Origin of the sequence: Streptomyces sp. NPDC048297, assembly GCF_043201585.1 — a bacterium.
GTDB lineage: Bacteria > Actinomycetota > Actinomycetes > Streptomycetales > Streptomycetaceae > Streptomyces.
This window is the reverse complement of sequence record NZ_JBICZA010000019.1, coordinates 115,280-133,513: the sequence shown is the minus strand read 5'-3', so window position 1 is coordinate 133,513 and position 18,234 is coordinate 115,280. Positions and strand designations below refer to the sequence as shown.

Annotated in this window: 16 protein-coding genes and 1 pseudogene; 10 read left to right on the top strand and 7 right to left on the bottom strand. The window is 71.4% G+C overall.

Annotated features, from left to right (window positions below; genetic code table 11):
- From ACGFYV_RS22050 to ACGFYV_RS22025, 6 genes and pseudogenes are all read left to right on the top strand, one after another.
- A pseudogene (locus tag ACGFYV_RS22050) lies at window positions 1–1,320 on the top strand (hypothetical protein); the annotation flags it as partial.
- Window positions 1,321–1,503: 183 nt separating this feature from the next.
- Window positions 1,504–2,439 (top strand): cellulose-binding protein, encoded by a 936-nt coding sequence (locus tag ACGFYV_RS22045; protein WP_393880104.1) that lies wholly within the window; start codon window positions 1,504–1,506, stop codon window positions 2,437–2,439.
- 83 nt (window positions 2,440–2,522) lie between these two features.
- Complete coding sequence (locus ACGFYV_RS22040; protein WP_393880103.1) at window positions 2,523–3,479, top strand: ABC transporter ATP-binding protein; 957 nt, start codon at window positions 2,523–2,525, stop codon at window positions 3,477–3,479.
- Between the two features lie 3 nt (window positions 3,480–3,482).
- Window positions 3,483–4,256 (top strand): ABC transporter permease, encoded by a 774-nt coding sequence (locus ACGFYV_RS22035; RefSeq protein ID WP_393880102.1) that lies wholly within the window; start codon window positions 3,483–3,485, stop codon window positions 4,254–4,256.
- A 166-nt stretch (window positions 4,257–4,422) separates the two neighbouring features.
- Window positions 4,423–5,724, top strand: coding sequence for an ABC transporter ATP-binding protein (locus ACGFYV_RS22030; protein WP_393880101.1), 1,302 nt, complete (start codon window positions 4,423–4,425; stop codon window positions 5,722–5,724).
- Complete coding sequence (locus ACGFYV_RS22025; protein WP_393880100.1) at window positions 5,721–6,605, top strand: ABC transporter permease; 885 nt, start codon at window positions 5,721–5,723, stop codon at window positions 6,603–6,605. The genes ACGFYV_RS22030 and ACGFYV_RS22025 overlap by 4 nt, the downstream gene beginning before the upstream one ends.
- 44 nt (window positions 6,606–6,649) lie before the next feature.
- Here the strand turns inward: ACGFYV_RS22025 and ACGFYV_RS22020 are convergent, their stop codons facing one another.
- Entirely contained in the window at window positions 6,650–6,982 is a 333-nt protein-coding gene (locus ACGFYV_RS22020; protein ID WP_393880099.1) for an ATP/GTP-binding protein, read from the bottom strand.
- 221 nt (window positions 6,983–7,203) lie between these two features.
- Here ACGFYV_RS22020 and ACGFYV_RS22015 point away from each other — a divergent pair, with 221 nt between their 5' ends.
- Window positions 7,204–8,232, top strand: a complete 1,029-nt coding sequence (locus ACGFYV_RS22015; protein WP_393880098.1) for an LLM class flavin-dependent oxidoreductase — start codon at window positions 7,204–7,206, stop codon at window positions 8,230–8,232.
- A gap of 109 nt (window positions 8,233–8,341) precedes the next feature.
- On the opposite strand, the gene ACGFYV_RS22010 is transcribed toward ACGFYV_RS22015, so the two are convergent.
- Window positions 8,342–8,734 (bottom strand): SCO5389 family protein, encoded by a 393-nt coding sequence (locus tag ACGFYV_RS22010; RefSeq protein WP_393880097.1) that lies wholly within the window; start codon window positions 8,732–8,734, stop codon window positions 8,342–8,344.
- 299 nt (window positions 8,735–9,033) lie between these two features.
- Here ACGFYV_RS22010 and nucS point away from each other — a divergent pair, with 299 nt between their 5' ends.
- On the top strand, window positions 9,034–9,705 hold the full coding sequence (nucS, locus tag ACGFYV_RS22005) for an endonuclease NucS (protein ID WP_393880096.1): 672 nt from the start codon (window positions 9,034–9,036) through the stop codon (window positions 9,703–9,705).
- Window positions 9,706–9,779: 74 nt separating this feature from the next.
- On the opposite strand, the gene ACGFYV_RS22000 is transcribed toward nucS, so the two are convergent.
- The 3 genes from ACGFYV_RS22000 to ACGFYV_RS21990 all read right to left on the bottom strand — a co-directional run bounded on the left by ACGFYV_RS22000 (window position 9,780) and on the right by ACGFYV_RS21990 (window position 14,069).
- Entirely contained in the window at window positions 9,780–12,344 is a 2,565-nt protein-coding gene (locus ACGFYV_RS22000; RefSeq protein WP_393880095.1) for an ATP-binding protein, read from the bottom strand.
- A gap of 395 nt (window positions 12,345–12,739) precedes the next feature.
- Window positions 12,740–13,063: an STAS domain-containing protein gene (locus ACGFYV_RS21995; RefSeq protein ID WP_393880094.1), complete on the bottom strand. Its 324-nt coding sequence runs from the start codon at window positions 13,061–13,063 to the stop codon at window positions 12,740–12,742.
- A gap of 157 nt (window positions 13,064–13,220) precedes the next feature.
- The gene (locus ACGFYV_RS21990; RefSeq protein ID WP_393880093.1) at window positions 13,221–14,069 is read right to left on the bottom strand and encodes a 3-hydroxyacyl-CoA dehydrogenase family protein; all 849 of its coding nucleotides are present in this window, start codon (window positions 14,067–14,069) and stop codon (window positions 13,221–13,223) included.
- A gap of 286 nt (window positions 14,070–14,355) precedes the next feature.
- Between ACGFYV_RS21990 and ACGFYV_RS21985 the strand changes: the two genes are divergently transcribed.
- Window positions 14,356–14,928: a cob(I)yrinic acid a,c-diamide adenosyltransferase gene (locus ACGFYV_RS21985; RefSeq protein WP_393880092.1), complete on the top strand. Its 573-nt coding sequence runs from the start codon at window positions 14,356–14,358 to the stop codon at window positions 14,926–14,928.
- Window positions 14,929–15,220: 292 nt separating this feature from the next.
- Window positions 15,221–17,044: a glycosyl hydrolase family 18 protein gene (locus tag ACGFYV_RS21980; protein WP_393880091.1), complete on the top strand. Its 1,824-nt coding sequence runs from the start codon at window positions 15,221–15,223 to the stop codon at window positions 17,042–17,044.
- 89 nt (window positions 17,045–17,133) lie between these two features.
- Here ACGFYV_RS21980 and ACGFYV_RS21975 read toward each other — a convergent pair whose 3' ends face one another.
- Window positions 17,134–17,580: a DUF2550 domain-containing protein gene (locus tag ACGFYV_RS21975; RefSeq protein WP_393880090.1), complete on the bottom strand. Its 447-nt coding sequence runs from the start codon at window positions 17,578–17,580 to the stop codon at window positions 17,134–17,136.
- Window positions 17,581–17,763: 183 nt separating this feature from the next.
- Entirely contained in the window at window positions 17,764–18,141 is a 378-nt protein-coding gene (locus tag ACGFYV_RS21970) for a F0F1 ATP synthase subunit epsilon (RefSeq protein WP_393880089.1), read from the bottom strand.
- Between the last annotated feature and the right edge of the window lie 93 nt (window positions 18,142–18,234).

The following is an 18,234-nucleotide window of genomic DNA, read 5'->3' as shown; positions in this document are numbered from 1 at the left end:
AACCGCATCCGCTCGGACGCCGCGACCCAGGCCGACACACTCATCACCGAGGCCCGCAGCGAGGCCGAACGCCTGCAGACCGAGACCAACGCCGAGGCCGAACGGGTACGCACCGAGGCGTCGGACGCCCTGGCCGAGGCCGAGCAGACGGCGTCGCGGACCCGGGCGGACGCCCGCGAGGACGCCAACCGCATCCGCTCGGACGCCGCGACCCAGGCCGACACACTCATCACCGAGGCCCGCAGCGAGGCCGAACGCCTGCAGACCGAGACCAACGCCGAGGCGGAGCGGGTGCGCGCGGAGTCCGTGGCCACCGCGGAGCAGCTGATCGCGGGCGCGACCGGCGAGGCCGAGCGGCTGCGGGCGGAGGCCGCGGAGACGGTCGGCTCGGCCCAGCACCACGCGGAGCGGCTGCGGGCGGAGGCGGAGCGGGTCAAGGCGGACGCGGAGGCGGAGGCCGAGCGGCTCCTCAACTCCGCGCGCGAGGAGTCCGAGCGGACCCTGGACGAGGCCCGCAAGGACGCCAACAAGCGGCGTTCGGAGGCGGCCGAGCAGGTCGACACGCTCATCACCGAGACCACCGCCGAGGCGGACAAGCTGCTCACCGAGGCCCAGCAGCAGGCGCTCAAGACCACGGCGGACGCGGAGTCGCAGGCGGACACGATGGTGGGCGCGGCCCGCACCGAGGCCGACCGGATCGTCTCCGAGGCGACGATCGAGGGCAACTCCCGGGTGGAGAAGTCCCGGACCGACGCGGACGAGCTGCTGGTCGGCGCCCGCCGGGACGCGACCGCGATCCGGGAGCGGGCCGAGGAGCTGCGCGACCGGATCACCGGCGAGATCGAGGACCTGCACGAGCGGGCCCGCCGCGAGGCCGCCGAGACGATGAAGGCCACCGGCGACCGCTGCGACGCGCTCATCAAGGCGTCCGAGGAGCAGCTGGCCAAGGCGCAGGCGAAGGCCAAGGAGCTGGTCTCCGAGGCCAGCTCCGAGGCCGGCAAGGTGCGCATCGCCGCCGTCAAGAAGGCGGAGGGACTGCTCAAGGAGGCCGAGCTGAAGAAGGCCAGCCTGATCAAGGAGGCCGAGGAGCTGAAGGCCGAGGCGATCCGCGAGGCGCGGCGCACGGTCGAGGAGGGCAAGCGCGAGCTGGAGGTCCTGGTGCGCCGGCGCGAGGACATCAACGCCGAGATCTCCCGGGTGCAGGACGTCCTGGAGGCGCTGGAATCCTTCGAGGCACCGGCGAGCGGCAAGGACGGCGGGGTCAAGGCCGGTGCCAGCGTCGGCGCCCCCCGATCGGGTGGCAAGTCGTCGGACGGCTAGCGCCGAGGACACGTTCCGGTGTCTTCTGGGGGCTTTGCCCTGCTGTTTGGCAAGCTGTCCGGGGGGTGGCCACCCGAAAGAGGTGTCATTCTCCAGATCAAACACGTATCCGCTCGATGACACACCGCTTCGGCGCCTAGGATTCCACCTATCACCTCACCGGTCTCATTCGACAGGAAACCCATGAGCGACATTTCCCCCAACGGCTTCGAGCTTGTGCGGCGTGGGTACGACCGCGCGCAGGTGGACGAGCACATCGCCCGGCTGCGCTCCCGGCACGACGAGGCCACCTCGCGTGTCACCGCCCTGGAGAAGCGCATCGAGGAGCTGCACCTCGAGACGCAGAATGCCCAGGCCCAGGTGACCGACGCGGAGCCTTCGTACGCCGGCCTCGGCGCGCGGGTCGAGAAGATCCTGCGTCTCGCCGAGGAAGAGGCGAAGGACCTGCGTGAGGAGGCCCGGCGCGCGGCCGAGCAGCACCGCGAGCTCGCCGAGTCGGCCGCCCAGCAGGTCCGCAACGACGCCGAGTCCTTCGCCTCGGAGCGCAAGGCCAAGGCCGAGGACGAGGGCGTCCGGATCGTCGAGAAGGCCAAGGGCGAGGCCACCCAGCTGCGTTCCGAGGCGCAGAAGGACGCGCAGTCCAAGCGGGAGGAGGCGGACGCCCTCTTCGAGGAGACCCGCGCCAAGGCCGCGCAGGCCGCCGCCGACTTCGAGACGAACCTGGCCAAGCGCCGCGAGCAGTCCGAGCGCGACCTCGCGTCCCGGCAGGCGAAGGCCGAGAAGCGTCTCGCCGAGATCGAGCACCGCGCCGAGCAGCTGCGCCTGGAGGCCGAGAAGCTGCGCACGGACGCCGAGCGCCGCGCCCGCCAGACGGTGGAGACGGCCCAGCGCCAGGCCGAGGACATCGTGGCCGACGCGAACGCCAAGGCCGACCGCATCCGCTCGGAATCCGAGCGCGAGCTCGCGGCGCTCACCAACCGCCGCGACAGCATCAACGCCCAGCTGACGAACGTCCGCGAGATGCTCGCCACGCTGACCGGTGCGGCTGTCGCCGCCGCGGGTGCGCCCGGCGACGACGAGCCCGTTTCCCGTGGGGTTCCGGCGCAGCAGTCCCGGTAACGCCTCGGCGTACGGCCGCTGAGCGACTCGCAGCCCCCTGCCTTCAAGTGGCAGGGGGCTTTGTCCCGTTCTAGCGTGGCCGCATGATCGAGCTGGAGGGGCTGACCAAGCGGTACGGCGAGAAGGTCGCGGTCGACGGGCTCAGCTTCGCGGTGACGTCGGGCGTCGTTACCGGGTTCCTCGGCCCCAACGGGGCGGGGAAGTCCACCACCATGCGGATGATCCTCGGGCTCGACCACCCCACCGCCGGTGACGTCCGGATCGACGGCAGGCACTACGACCAGCTCAGGGACCCGCTGACGTACATCGGAGCCCTGCTCGACGCCAAGGCCGTGCACGGCGGCCGCAGCGCCTACAACCACCTGCTGTGCCTGGCGCAGAGCAACGGCATCCCGGGCCACCGGGTGGGCGAGGTGCTGGACACGGTCGGGCTCACGGCGGTCGCGCGGCAGAAGGCCAAGGGGTTCTCGTACGGCATGGGGCAGCGGCTCGGCATCGCGGCGGCCCTGCTCGGGGACCCGCGGATCCTGATGTTCGACGAGCCGGTCAACGGGCTGGACCCGGAGGGCATCCACTGGATCCGCACCCTGATGAAATCGCTGGCCGCGCAGGGCCGGACCGTGTTCGTGTCGAGCCATCTGATGAGCGAGATGGCCCTGACCGCCGATCACCTGGTGGTCATCGGGCAGGGCCGGCTGCTCGCGGACACCTCGATGGCCGACTTCATCCGCACGAACTCGCGCGCGTACGTCCGGGTCCGCTCCCCGCAGCGCGAGCGGCTGCTCGACGTGCTGCACGCGGACGGGATCACCGTCGTGGAGTCGGGCGGCGGCGCGCTGGAGGTGGAGGGCGGCAAGGCGGAGCGGATCGGGGAACTGGCCGCGCGCCACGGGGTCGTGCTGCACGAACTGAGCCCGCAGCAGGCCTCGCTGGAGGAGGCGTTCATGCGCCTGACCGCGGGGTCGGTGGAGTACCACGCGCACACCGGGCCCGCTCCCGTCCCCAGGGACTGGGGCGCCGACTGGAGAAAGGGAGCCTGAGCCATGGCGGCCGTGCAGGTGATCCGGTCCGAGTGGACGAAGATCCGCTCCGTGGCGTCGACGGTGTGGACGCTGTCCCTGGCGCTGGTGGTGACCGTCGCCCTCGGGATGCTGATCTCGGCGCTGACGAAGAGCCAGATCGGCGACATGCCGGTGCGCGAGCGGCTCGATTTCGACCCCACGGTGATCAGCTTCGCGGGCATGACCCTGGGCCAGCTCGCCATGATCGTGTTCGGGGTGCTGGTCGTCTCGAACGAGTACAGCACCGGCATGATCCGCGTCTCGCTCGCCGCCGTACCACGGCGCGGCACCTTCCTGTTCTGCAAGGTCGCCGTGGCCGCCGCGCTCGCCCTGGCCGTGGGCATGGTCACCAGCTTCGCCGCGTTCTTCCTCGGGCAGGCGATGCTCGGCCCGCTGCGCACGGACCTCGGCCGGCCGGGGGTGCTGCGCGCGGTGATCGGCGGCGGGCTGTACATGACCCTGATCGCGGTGTTCTCCATGGGCGTCGCCGCGATGCTGCGCTCGCCGATGCTCTCGCTCGGCATCCTGATGCCGTTCTTCTTCCTGATCTCCAACATCCTCGGCAACGTCGACACGACGCGGAAGATCGGCCGCTTCCTGCCGGACCAGGCGGGCAGCCGGATCATGCAGGTGGTACCGAGGGTCGGCGACGACACCCCGTACGGCCCGTGGGGCGGGCTCGGGATCATGGCGCTGTGGGCGATCGCGGCCGTCGCGGGCGGGTACGCCCTGCTGAAACGGCGGGACGCCCAGTAGCTCCTGGTCAGCTCCTGGTCAGCTCCGGGCCGGCTGCTGGTTTTGCTTCCTCCAGCAGCTCCTGGCTTTACTTTCTTTTGAGCGGAACCGTCAGCGCCCGGATATCCTCCTAACCCTTACGGGGGCGTGTGCCCCGCTGTCCTGAACCTTTCGATGGGTGCGGAGCATGATCGAGGCTGCAGGCCTGACCAAGCGCTACGGCGACAAGACCGCCGTGTACAACCTTTCCTTCCAGGTGCGGCCGGGCGCCGTGACCGGCTTCCTCGGGCCCAACGGCTCGGGCAAGTCGACGACCATGCGGATGATCCTCGGGCTGGACAACCCGACATCCGGCTCGGTGACCATCGGCGGCTACCCGTACCGCAAGCTGCCCAACGCCCCGCGCCAGGTCGGCGCCCTGCTCGACGCCAAGGCGGTGCACGGCGGCCGGTCCGCCCGCAACCACCTGCTCAGCCTCGCCCAGCTGTCCGGCATCCCCGCCCGACGCGTGGACGAGGTGCTCGGGGTCGTCGGCCTCCAGGGTGTGGCGAAAAAGCGCTCCAAGGGCTTCTCCCTCGGTATGGGCCAGCGCCTCGGCATCGCCGCGGCCCTCCTCGGCGACCCCCAGGTCCTGCTCTTCGACGAGCCGGTCAACGGCCTCGACCCCGAGGGCATCCTGTGGGTCCGCAACCTGATGAAGGCACTGGCCGCCGAGGGCCGCACGGTCTTCGTCTCCTCCCACCTCATGAGCGAGATGGCGCTGACCGCCGATCACCTGATCGTGATCGGGCGCGGACAGCTGCTGGCCGACATGAGCGTGACGGACTTCATCTCGGCCAACTCCGCCGACTTCGCGCGCGTGCGTACCCCGGACACCGAGCCGCAGCAGCGCGAGAAGCTGACCGTCGCGCTCACCGAGGCGGGCGGCCATGTGATGCCGGAGCAGGACGGCGCGCTGCGCGTGACCGGGCTGCCGCTGCCCCGCATCAGCGACCTCGCGCACGAGTCGGACGTGCGGCTGTGGGAGCTGTCGCCGCACCAGGCCTCGCTGGAGGAGGCGTACATGCGCATGACGCAGGGCGCCGTCGACTACCGCTCCACCATCGACCAGAAGAGCGGCCTCCAGCAGCCGCTGCCGCCCGGCGCGCAGCCGCCCATGCCGGTCCCCGGCCAGGGCCAGCCGGGCTGGTACGCCCCGCCGCCGCCCCAGCAGGGCCCCGGGCCGTTCGCGCCGCAGGGCGCCCCCGCGGCTGCGTACGGCGGCGCGCCCGCGGGCGCGTACGGCGCTCCCGGTGCCGGCGCCCCGAACCCGTACGCCGCGCCCGGCGCCCCGCTCCAGCAGGCCCCGCAGTCGCCACAGGCCCCGCAGCCTCCGGTGGCCTCCGCTCCCCCGGCACAGCCGCCGGCCACCGCTCCGGCCGCCGCCCCCGCCCCTGCTCCCGCTCCCGCTCCCGCCGCCGACCTGACCAAGCCCGAGGACGCCCGATGAGCACCCACCAGCCCCCGATGCCGGGAGCCCCCTCCGCCTCCCCCGCATCCGACTGGCAGCCGGCGCCCGGCGGTTCGTACCCCGGCTACAGCTCGCCGATCCCGGTCGTGCGCACCCACCTCGGCCACGCGCTGGCCTCGGAGTGGACGAAGATCAAGTCGGTGCGTTCGACGATGTGGACGCTCGGCGTGTTCGTGCTGCTCGTGGTCGGCATCGGTCTGCTGGCCGGTCTCGCGGTGCGCGGCTCCAGCTCCGACCTGGGCGGCGAGAGCCCGCTGACCCTCGGCTTCTTCGGTCTGCTGGTCGGCATGATGTGCATCATCACGCTGGGCGTGCTGACCACGGCCTCCGAGTACGGCACGGGCATGATCCGTACGACGATGACCGCGTGCCCGAGCCGGGGCCGGGTGCTGGCCGCGAAGTCGATCGTGTTCTTCGTCATCGCGTTCGTCGTGACGCTGGTGACCGTGTCGTTCGTGGCGATGGTGCACGCGTCGATGCTCAAGAACCACGGCGCGCGCACCCCGTCCAGCGGCGAGTGGATGAAGGCCACGGTCGGCATCAGCCTCTACATCGCGCTGCTCGGTCTGATCTCGCTGCTCATCGGCTCGATCATCCGGCACTCCGCCGGCGCCATCACGATCATGATCGGCTCGGTGCTCGCCCCGCTGGTGATCGCGCTGTTCATGAACGCGTCCTCGCTGGAGAAGGTGCAGAAGGCGCTGCTCGAGTACTCGATCCCGAGCCAGATGGGCGTCTTCTACGACAACACCCTGAGCCAGTCGGGCCCGACGGGCTGGGACCCGCTGTGGATCATCCTGGGCGTGACGGCCGCCGCCTACGCGGGCGCGTACGCGCTGCTGGAGAGCCGGGACGTGTAGTCCGCGGAGGTGTAGCCCAACGGGCGCGTAGCCCGCGCGGGCGTTCAGAACCTCGGCGCGTTACGGGACCGCTGCACCCGCGTGGTGCGGCGGTCCTTCGCGTTCCAGCACGCCTTGTGCCAGTGCCGGCGGTCGTCGGCGCCCGCGTGCGCCGGCCAGGCCACCACGTGCGGGACACCGGAGGGGATCAACTGGTCGCAGCCGGGGCAGCGGTAGGTCTTGCCCTGCGCGCTCGCCCCGGCGACGTGGCGCACGCTCCACTCCTCGCCCTGCCAGCTCTCCGTGGACTGCCAGCCGCCGTACCGGCCGGCCTGGTCGTCCTCGGCGCTCCGGCCTGACGAGCCGGCTGCCTTCGGTCGGTTGCGACGCGGGGACACGGGACACCTCTCGGGGCTATACAGGAAGCACGGGCTGTATCCAGCGTACGCGGCGCCTGCCGGGGTACGCGTAGGGGACCAACCCGTACAAGTCCCCCTCCGGGGCGACCGATTCTGCAGACAATCCGCAAATCCCTCCGTCAGGCCGTGTCCTGGGCACGTGTCAGACGGTTATGCCGGTTGGGGGAGCTCCGGTCGGAGCCAAGGAAGCAGGAAAAGCAATGCACGTCGGAAGTTTTGTGCTGGCGGCCCAGTTCCCGGGCCAGGGTCCCGGGGAAGCGCTGCACCGCGCGGTCCGCTCGGCGGAAGTGGCCGAGGAGGCCGGGCTCGACGCGGTGTGGCTGGCCGAGCACCACTTCGTACCGTACGGCACTTGTCCGTCCGCGATCACGCTGGCCGCGTTACTGCTCGGCCGCACCCGCCGCATCCGCGTCGGTACGGCGGTCAGTGTGCTGCCCACCGCGCACCCCGTCGCCCTCGGCGAACAGGCCGCGCTGCTGCACCTGACGAGCGGCAGACGGTTCACGCTGGGCGTGGGGCGCGGCGGGCCGTGGGTGGACCTGGAGGTGTTCGGCGCGGGACTCGGCGCGTACGAACACGGATTCCCCGAATCCCTCGATCTGCTGGTCCGCTGGCTGCGCGAACCGGCGCTGTCGGCCTCGGGCGAGCGGTACTCCTTCCGCGAGGTCGCCGTCGTACCGCGCCCCTCGGAGGGGCTGCCGGAGACCCCGGGGCCCGAGGTCGTCGTCGCCTGCACCTCCCCGTCGAGCGTGCGGCTGGCCGCCGGGCACGGGCTGCCGATGCTCCTGGGGATGCACGTCGGGGACGAGGAGAAGGCCGAGATGGTCGCCCTGTGGCGGCGCTGCGCGCGGGAGGCGGGCCGGTCGGCCGAGGCGATCGCGGGCGCAGCGCACGTCTCGGCGGGCGTCTGCCAGCTCGCCGACCGCCGCACCGACGCGGAGGAGACGCTGCTGAAGGCGATGCCGGGTTGGCTCAAACAGGGCCTGGACGCGCATGTGACGGTCGACGGACGGGTGCGCTCGATGCGCGATCCGGTCGCCTACACCGAACTGCTCTGCGGACTGCACCCGGTGGGCACACCCCGGCTGGCCGCCGACCGGCTCGCGGCCACCTCCGAGCGCACCGGCATCTCCCGCTTCGCCCTGCTGACGGAGGGCTCGGGCGATCTGGCGGCGACGGAGGAGAACCTGCGGCGCCTCGGCACCGAGGTACTGCCCCAACTGCGCTGACCGGTACCGGCTCCGTGCCGCCGAGGGCTTGCCGCCCCAGTACTGAATGCACCTCCCGCGGGTGGAGCGGCAAGCAAGCGGCTCACTGGATCGCGGACCGGAAGCTGACTCAGCAGTCCCGGAATTCCGGCGACTGGTTCAGCAACTGGCTGCGCACCGAGGTGAAGCGGGCCAACGTCCCGTCCACCGAGGCGTCCAGTGGGAACACCGCCACCCGGTGGCAGTTCTGGAAGGCCAGCCGCACACCGAAGTGCCGCTGCAACGCGCCGCGGATGGCGTCACTCGCGAGCGCGCGCAGCAGTTGACCACGCGCCTGCTCGTCCGGCGGAGGCGTCTGGTTGTCGGCGAAGGCTCCGCCGTCCACCTTCAGCTGGGCCACCAGGGAGCTGATCATCTCCCATGCGTAGGGCAGGGAGGTCCGGACGCAGTCGACGAACGCTGCGTCGTCGACCTCGCCTCGCTCGGCCTGTTCGAGTAGGGCCGGTGAGACGTCGAGCGACATGGGTTCTCCTCTCGCACCCCCGATGAGCAGGGGTTGCCGGACAGGTAAGGGAGTTCGCGCGGTCGAACACGCTCAGTACATGGGTCGCGACCTCCCGTTCACTACGGTAGGCAACGGTCGGTGACCACACCAGCAGATTGCGTATATGGAACGATCCCTTTGCGCCCACAATCGGCCAAGGAGAAACAAGAGTTTTCAGGGATGAATAGGGTGGCACGCGGTGCCCCTGGGGCGTGTGGCACGGGAAGCGGGGCGGGCGAATCGCGTGCACCCGTGTGCGTCGAGTAGCGTTGCCGACCATGCGTCTCGTCATTGCCCGATGCTCGGTCGACTACGCCGGCCGGCTCACCGCCCACCTGCCCTCGGCGCCCCGCCTGATCCTGGTCAAGGCGGACGGCAGCGTCTCCATCCACGCGGACGACCGGGCCTACAAGCCCCTCAACTGGATGTCGCCGCCCTGCACGCTGAAGGAGGGCATCGGCGAGGACGAGGGCGTCTGGACCGTCATCAACAAAGCGGGCGAGAAACTGATCATCACGATGGAGGAGATCCTCCACGACTCCTCGCACGAACTCGGTGTGGACCCCGGCCTGATCAAGGACGGCGTGGAAGCGCACCTGCAGGAACTGCTCGCCGACCGCATCGAGACGCTGGGCGAGGGCTACACCCTCATCCGCCGCGAGTACATGACCGCGATCGGCCCGGTCGACATCCTGTGCCGGGACGCGGACGGCGGGACGGTCGCCGTCGAGATCAAGCGCCGCGGCGAGATCGACGGTGTGGAGCAACTCACCCGCTATCTGGACCTGTTGAACCGCGACCCCCATCTCGCCCCGGTCCGCGGTGTCTTCGCCGCCCAGGAGATCAAGCCCCAGGCCCGCGTCCTCGCCACCGACCGCGGCATCAACTGCCAGATCCTCGACTACGACGCCCTGCGCGGCATCGAGGACGACAAGCTCCGCCTGTTCTGACGGGACCGCTCCACAAAGGGGCCGGGCCGGTGCTGGATCGCACCGGCCCGGCCCCTTCGTCGTCCCCCGGCGCCCTACATCACCGGTGTCGTCCCGTCGCCCTGTATCACCGGTTCCCCGGGGGCCGGTGCGCCCGCCGAGCTGCTCGACGCCGCCGGGGAGCCGGAGGCCGGGCCGCTGGCCGAGGTGCTGCTGGCCGGGGAGGAGGACTGGCTCGCGGACGGAGAGGGGGAATCCGGGGGGCTGGACGGGGCCGACGGGCTGGTGGGCGGGGTCGACGGGGGCGTCCTGGACGGAGTCGGCGTGCTCGGGCGGGTCGACTTCGACGTGGACGGGGTCGGAGTGGTGGCTCCGCCGCCCGTGCCGCGCGAGGCGGACGGGCCCGTCGACGGGGCGGTCTGGCTCGGGGCGTCCGTCGTGTCGTCCGGCCCCGGACCGGTCGGGCTTGCGGTGACCGTCCCGGTCCCGCCGGTGCCGGCACCGCTGTCGGCCGGACCGCCGCCGCCGGTACCGCCGGTGTCGCCGGCGCCGTCGTCGAGGCCCTGGGAGGCCGACGGTGTGACGTCGACGCTGCCGGCCGGATTCTTGTCGGCGCTCTCGTGCGACGTCATGCCGAGGGTGATCACCGTGCCCATCACGGCGACCAGCAGCGCGCCGGACCCGATCGCCACCAGGTTGCGCCGGGCCAGGCCCCGGATCCCGCCCCGGGACCCGGCGGCAGCCGGCCGGGACGAGACCAGGGTCTCCTCGGGGCGGTACGCCGGGAAGTCGGATTCGTACGCCCGGAACGCGGAGTCGGCCGAGTCGTACGCCGGGAAGGCGGCGGCCGGGGCTCCGGGCGACGGTGAAGCCGACGGTGCGCGGCGCCCGTCCGGCACGTCGTCGAGCAGCGACGGCACCGCGCCGGGCACGTCCCCCGCGAGGTCGGCGACCAGGGACAGGGCGCGGAGGCCGGCCACGGCGCCCCGCTTGTCGGCGAGCACACCGCGCAGCCCGGCCGCGGCCTCCAGCTCGGCCCGCGCCCGGTCCAGTTGGCCGCCGCACAGCGCGAGGATGCCCAACTCATGGTGGAAATAGGCCTGTTCGGCCACCTCGCCGGCCAGCCGGGAGGACTCGGCGCCGGCGCGCAGCGCGCGCTCCCACGCACCCCAGTGCAGCCCCGCGGCGAAGGCGGGCGCGGCGGCACGGGCGAGGCGCACCGCGGGGGCCTCCTCGCCCTCGACGGGAGCCGTCGTCGCCGGCACCACCATCGTGAGCGCGGCCAGCACGGCGTCCGCCTCGGCGGCCACACGTTCGGGGGTCACCGAGGGGTGCCCGGCCCACCAGGCGTAGTGCTGGGCCGCGGTGAGGGCCCGCTCGGCGGCGTCGCTGTCGTAGCCCGCGGCCTCCAACTGGGTGCGCACACCGGCCGCGAGGCGGTAGCGGGAGCCGACCGGGGAGACCAGTCCGCAGCCGGCGAGTTCGCCGAGCGCGGTGTCCGCGTGGGTGTCGCCGACGAGCGCCGGCAGATGCGCCTGGTGCGGCACCTCGCCGCCGAGGGCGACGGCGAAGCGCAGGGTGTCGCGCGCGCTGGAGCTGAGCCGGGAGGCGAGCAGCGGGGCGGGCGCGGCGGCCTCCCCGAGGGAGGGCAGCGGGACCTCCGGGGTCTCCGTGGCGCCGAGGGGCGCGTCGTACGGCGCGTCGAACCCCGCGTCGACGGTGGGGCGTACGTCCTCGAAGACGCCGTACTCGTCCACCGCCCCGGTGCTGGCGCGCAGCAGGTCGCGCTGGCGCAGCAGGGCGCCGGCCTGGACGAAGCGCAGGGGCAGTCCCTCCGACTCGAACCACAGGTCGCCGGCCCAGTTGGCCTCCTCCTCGGTGAGGACCCGGCCGACGGCCCGCTCCAGGATCTCCACGCCGGCCGCACGGTCCAGGCCGGTGAGGAAGACCTCCTCGACCTCGGACTCGGCGGAGGGCGCGGGGACGTCCGGGGTGGCGCCGAACAGGAACGCGCACTCGGGGGTGGCGTCGAGCAGTTCCTCCAGGGCGCTGCCGCCGAACTCGAGGTCGTCCACCACCACGACGGCGCCGATCGCGCCGACCAGAGCGAGCAGTTCGTCCGGTCCGGGGCGGTGGTGCGGGGCGTCGTGGACGGCGTGGAAGAGGTCCCGCACGAGGTCCTCGGCGGTGCGGTGGAAGCCGGAGAGCCGGACCACGCCGTCGGGGGCGAGGTCCACGCAGTCCTCGGCGACGAGGTCGAGCAGGGCGGTGCGGCCGGAGCCGCCGGGGCCGGTGAGGCGCACGGAGCGCCCGCGGGCCAGCAGCCGGACCAGGCGCTCGCGTTCGTCCTGGCGTTCCAGCAGGGACAGCGCGGGCCGGGACGGGCCGGGCGGCACGGGCGGCCGGGCGGCGCGCTCGGCCTCGGCGCGTTCGGCGGTGGTGCGCTTACGGGCGCTCTCGCCGCGCCGGTGCGGCGGGCAGGGCTCGATCTCGCTGCCGTCCACGGGGTTGACGGTCAGCAGGAAGTCACCGGAGACCACTTGCACCGTGCGGGCGGGGCCCGGGGTGCTCTGGCCGAAGTCGGAGGTGAGAGATTCCCGGGGCGAGCGGCGGTGCGGCGCCTGGCCGTGCTCGTCGGGTCCCGGAGTCGTCGGGTCCATTGATTCAAAGCCCCCAAAAAGCGTTGTGTGCCTGGTGTCGACCCCTCCCGGCCTGCTGCACACCGCGCTGTCGCTTCTGGTCCGGTCCCGCTCGAGGGTTGCAGGGCAGCGGGCGACCGAACCCTAAACCTTCGCACATTATCCACGACAGCCCGGGGTGCCGCGCGGCCCGAGACGTCACGGTCCGGCGGGGATTGCCCTCGACGCACGGTTCGACGGCCGCGTCCCGGTCTCTCCCGTCACCCGGCGGTCCCCGTGACCCGGCCGTCTCCCGCCACCCGGCCGTCTCCCGCCACCCGACTGTCTCCCGCCACCCGGCGGCCCCGTGACCCGGCTGTCCCCCCGTCTCCTGCTCTCCTGCGTCGCCCGCTCTCGCCGGCCGCGCCCCGGAGCGCTCAGACCCGGGGCAGCGACTCCACCCCGATGCCGCCCTCGATGGCGAGGATGCGGTGCAGCCGGGTGGCGACGAGGAGGCGCTGCATCTGCACCGGGACCCCGCGCAGCACCAGGCGGCGCCCGCAGCGGCCGGCCCGCCGGTGGGCACCCATGATCACCCCGAGCCCGGTGGCGTCCCAGGAGTCCAGTTCGGACAGGTCGAGCACCAGGTCGCCGACTCCGGTGTCGACGGCCGAGTGCAGGACCGTACGGGCGTCCGCCGCGCTGCGCACGTCGAGGCGGCCCCCGACGGCCAGCTCGGCGTGGTCGCCCCTGATGTGCATATGCGCTCCCCGTCGAGTGCGTGTGGCGTACTCCGTGACGTTGCTGTGCAACGTCTGACTGTGCGAGTGGCAGAGCGGTTGCTGCTTGTAAGCGAACCGATACCGAATTCACCCCCGGGAGTGACACTCCCGGGGTGGGCGTCCGAGCCTGCGCGGATCAGTACGCGTAGAAGCCCTGCCCGCTCTTGCGGCCGATGTCACCGGCGTCCACCATCCGGCGCATCAGCTCCGGCGGGGCGAACTTCTCGTCCTGGGACTCGGTGTAGATGTTGCCGGTGGCGTGGAGCAGGATGTCGACGCCGGTGAGGTCCGCGGTGGCCAGCGGGCCCATGGCGTGGCCGAAGCCCAGCTTGCAGGCGAGGTCGATGTCCTCGGCGGTGGCGACACCGGACTCGTAGAGCTTGGTGGCCTCCACGACGAGCGCGGAGATGAGCCGGGTGGTCACGAACCCGGCGACGTCGCGGTTGACGACGATGCAGGTCTTGCCGACGGACTCGGAGAACTCCCGCGCGATGGCGAGGGTTTCGTCGCTGGTCTTGTAGCCGCGGACGAGTTCGACGAGCTGCATCATCGGGACCGGCGAGAAGAAGTGCACGCCGACGACCCGCTCGGGGTGTTCGGTGGCCGCCGCGATCTTGGTGATCGGGATGGCGGAGGTGTTGGAGGCGAGCACGGTGTCCGGGCGCACGATCTTGTCGAGCGCGCGGAAGATCTCGTGCTTGACCTCCAGCTTCTCGAAGACGGCCTCGACCACGATGTCGGCGTCGGCGGCGGCGTCCAGGTCGGTGGTCGCGGTGATGCGGGCCAGGGAGGCTTCGGCGTCCTGCGCCTGCATCTTCCCCTTGCTCACGAACTTGTCGTACGAGGCCTCGATGCCGTCGGTGCCACGCTTCAGCGCCTCGTCGGTGACGTCCCGCAGCACGACCTCCCAGCCCGCCTGCGCGGAGACCTGAGCGATCCCGGATCCCATGAGTCCGGCCCCGATGACGGCAAGCTTCCGTGCCACTCGACTCCCCTTACGCCCTGTTTACGGTTGCCTCTTCGGCGGACCCTAGCGCTCACGCGACTTCTTGAGGACCGTAAGTAATGCGTGTCACGGTCTCAGGGCGTGAGACACCGGTCACGTCCGGTACGGAAGGCCCCGCGCCCCTCCCACCGGGGGCCCGGACGGGTTCACGGCCACGCGGGCGGAGGGGCGAATTCCGCGCGGACCCGGGCCGGTTGGCGCTTTCCGCGGCGGCCGGGAACGAGGTGGGTGTACCGGACGGGCGGGGTGAAACTACGCTGGTCACATGGTCAATCTGACGCGCATCTACACGAGGACCGGCGACAAGGGCACCACCAGCCTGGGCGACATGAGCCGGGTCGCCAAGACCGATCTGCGGATCTCCGCGTACGCGGACAGCAACGAGGCCAACGCGGTCATCGGCACCGCGCTCGCGCTGGGCGGGCTGGACGAACAGGTGGTGGCGGTCCTCACCCGGGTCCAGAACGACCTGTTCGACGTCGGCGCGGACCTGTCGACGCCGGCGGTGGAGAACCCGGAGTTCCCGCCGCTGCGGGTCGAGCAGTTCTACATCGACCGGCTGGAGGCGGACTGCGACCGCTTCAACGAGCAGTTGGAGAAACTGCGCTCCTTCATCCTGCCCGGGGGGACGGCGGGCGCGGCCCTGCTCCACCAGGCCTGCACGGTCGTACGCCGGGCCGAGCGCTCCACCTGGGCCGCGCTCGAAGTCCACGGCGAGACGATGAACCCGCTCACCGCGACCTACCTCAACCGCCTGTCCGACCTGCTGTTCATCCTGGCCCGGATCGCGAACAAGGAGATCGGCGACGTGCTGTGGGTACCGGGCGGCGAACGCTAGCCGCCCTCACGAACGACGGTCGCCACGAAGGCCGGTCGTCAGGAACGCCGGTCGTCACGAACGCCGGCAGATGTCCCCGAAGACGCACGTCAGCCGTCCGGCGGCCGGGTCGGAGCCGCTCGGACGGGTCCAAGCGGCCTTGCCGGCGCAGGAGTTGGGGTTCCGGTCGAACTGGAGAACGGGTGGTCCAGACCTATTGACCGATGGTCCAGACCTTTCTATTCTCGCGGCACCGTGGGCGTGAAGGCTCAGTCATGCCCCTGACACCCCCAACAGATGAGGGAGGCGCATCATGCGCTTCAGACACAGAGTCGCGGCGGGGTTCGCGACGCTGTTGCTCCCCCTGGCCGGCCTGGTCGGACTCGCGGAACCCGCTCATGCCGCGACGAACGCGACCGCCACCTACGCCAAGACCCAGGACTGGGGAACCGGCTTCGAGGGCAAGTGGACCGTCAAGAACACCGGTACCACGGCCATCAGTTCCTGGACGATCGAGTGGGACTTCCCCTCCGGCACGTCCGTCACCTCGGCCTGGGACGCGGACGTCACCAGCTCCGGCACCCACTGGACGGCCAGGAACAAGTCCTACAACGGCTCCATCGCCCCGGGCGCCACCGTCTCCTTCGGCTTCAACGGCGCGGGTTCCGGTTCACCGTCCAACTGCAGTCTGAACGGCGGCAGTTGTGACGGCACCACGGTTCCCGGCGACGCGGCCCCCTCCGCGCCCGGCACCCCGTCCGCCTCCAGCATCACCGACACCTCGGTGAAGCTGTCCTGGTCGGCCGCCACCGACGACAACGGCGTCAAGAACTACGACGTCCTGCGCGACGGCACCAAGGTCGCCACCGTGACGACGACCTCGTACACGGACACCGGTCTGAGCGCCGGCAGCGACTACTCCTACACCGTGCAGGCCCGCGACACCGCCGACCAGACCGGACCGGTCAGCGGCGCCGTCGCCGTGCACACCACCGGCGGCGGAGGCACCAATCCCCCGCCCGGTGACAAGGTCAAGCTCGGCTACTTCACCGAGTGGGGCATCTACGGCCGCAACTACAACGTCAAGAACCTGGTGACGTCCGGCTCGGCCGCCAAGATCACGCACATCAACTACGCGTTCGGCAACGTCACGAACGGCCAGTGCGCCATCGGCGACTCCTACGCCGACTACGACAAGGCGTTCACCGCGGACCAGTCGGTCAGCGGCGTGGCCGACACATGGGACCAGCCGCTGCGCGGCAACTTCAACCAGCTGCGCGAGCTGAAGGCCAAGTACCCGAACATCAAGGTGCTGTGGTCCTTCGGCGGCTGGACCTGGTCCGGCGGCTTCGGGCAGGCGGCGGCCAACCCGGCCGCGTTCGCCGACTCCTGCTACAACCTGGTCAAGGACCCGCGCTGGGCCGACGTCTTCGACGGCATCGACATCGACTGGGAGTACCCGAACGCCTGCGGTCTGTCCTGTGACACCAGCGGGGCGGCGGCCTTCAAGAACGTGATGTCCGCGCTGCGCGCCAAGTTCGGCTCGAACAACCTGGTCACCGCCGCGGTCACCGCCGACGGCTCCTCCGGCGGCAAGATCGACGCGGCCGACTACGCGGGCGCGTCCCAGTACGTCGACTGGTACAACGTGATGACGTACGACTTCTTCGGCGCCTGGGCGGCGCAGGGCCCGACGGCCCCGCACTCCCCGCTCACCTCGTACAGCGGCATCCCGACCGCCGGCTTCACCACGGCCGACGCGATGGCCAAGTTCAAGGCGAAGGGCGTCCCCGCGAGCAAGCTGCTCATCGGCATCGGCTTCTACGGCCGCGGCTGGACCGGCGTCACCCAGGACGCCCCGGGCGGCACGGCCACGGGACCCGCGGCCGGCACCTACGAGCAGGGCATCGAGGACTACAAGGTCCTCAAGTCGTCCTGCCCGGCTACCGGCACGGTCGCCGGCACGGCCTACGCGCACTGCGGCAGCAACTGGTGGTCCTACGACACCCCCGCCACCGTGGGCAGCAAGATGGCGTGGGCCAAGACCCAGGGCCTGGGCGGCGCGTTCTTCTGGGAGTTCAGCGGCGACACCAGCAACGGAGAGCTGGTGAGCGCCATCAACAGCGGACTGTCGTAAGACAGTTCGGAGGGCCAAAGGCCCTTGAGCGACATTGACGCTCCCCCAGACTTCGTCCGGGGGGACCCCCACCCAGCGAGTGAATGTGGCTACGCCACATTCACTCGCTGTCCGGGCGGGGCTGCTTCCAGCCACGCGAGAAACCCGGTCAGCGCGTCTTCGCTCATGGCGAGTTCGAGGCGCGTGCCCCGGTGGACGCAGGCGAGGATCACCGCGTCGGACAGCAGCGCCAGTTCCTCCTCGCCCTCGGGAAGCCGGCGCCCGGCCACCTCGATCGTGGCGCGCTCCAGCGTGCGGCGCGGGCGGGGGGCGTAGGAGAAGACGCGGAACCACTCGATGCGGTCGCTGTTGTAGCGGGCGATGCCGTAGCTCCAGCCCTTGCCGTTGACGTCCGGTTTCTCGGGCACGTCCCAGCGCAGCGAACAGTCGAAGGTGCCGCCCGAGCGCTGGATGAGTCTGCGGCGCAGGCCGAACAGAAACAGTCCCACCACCACGAGCGCCACCACGACTCCGCACACAGTCAGGGCGAGGACCATCGGCACCGACCTCCTCGTCTCCCAGTTAGTGGAACCAGGCTCGAACTAGGTAATGGAACGGAAAAAACACCCACATCTGCCTCAGCCGCGGTCGGCACCGGATTGCTCCGGGCCGACCGCGGCTGAGTGACGTCATCACACGGCGCTCCCCCAGAGCCTAAAGGGCCTGGGGGGTGCTCTTCATCAGCGGGCCGCCGTCGCCGCCCGCAGACGGACGTCGGCGCGGCGTTCCGCATCCGCGTCGTCCTCCGCCTTCGCGCGCTCAAGCTCGCGCTCGACACGCTGGACGTCGATCTCGTCGGCCAGCTCGGCGATCTCGGCCAGCAGCGACAGCTTGTTGTCCGCGAACGAGATGAAACCGCCGTGCACCGCGGCGACGACCGTTCCACCCTCACTCGTACGGATGGTCACCGGGCCCGACTCCAGCACACCGAGCAGCGGCTGGTGACCGGGCATGACGCCGATGTCGCCGGACGTGGTGCGCGCGACGACCAGGGTGGCCTCGCCGGACCAGACCTCTCGGTCGGCCGCGACCAGCGCGACGTGCAGCTCAGCAGCCAAGGTGGCTCCTCGGGTCACCACCCGGCGGTTGTGCCGGGTGTTGGTTACAAGTCTAGTGGGCGTGGGTGAGGGGGCGGGACGCGCCCGCCCCCT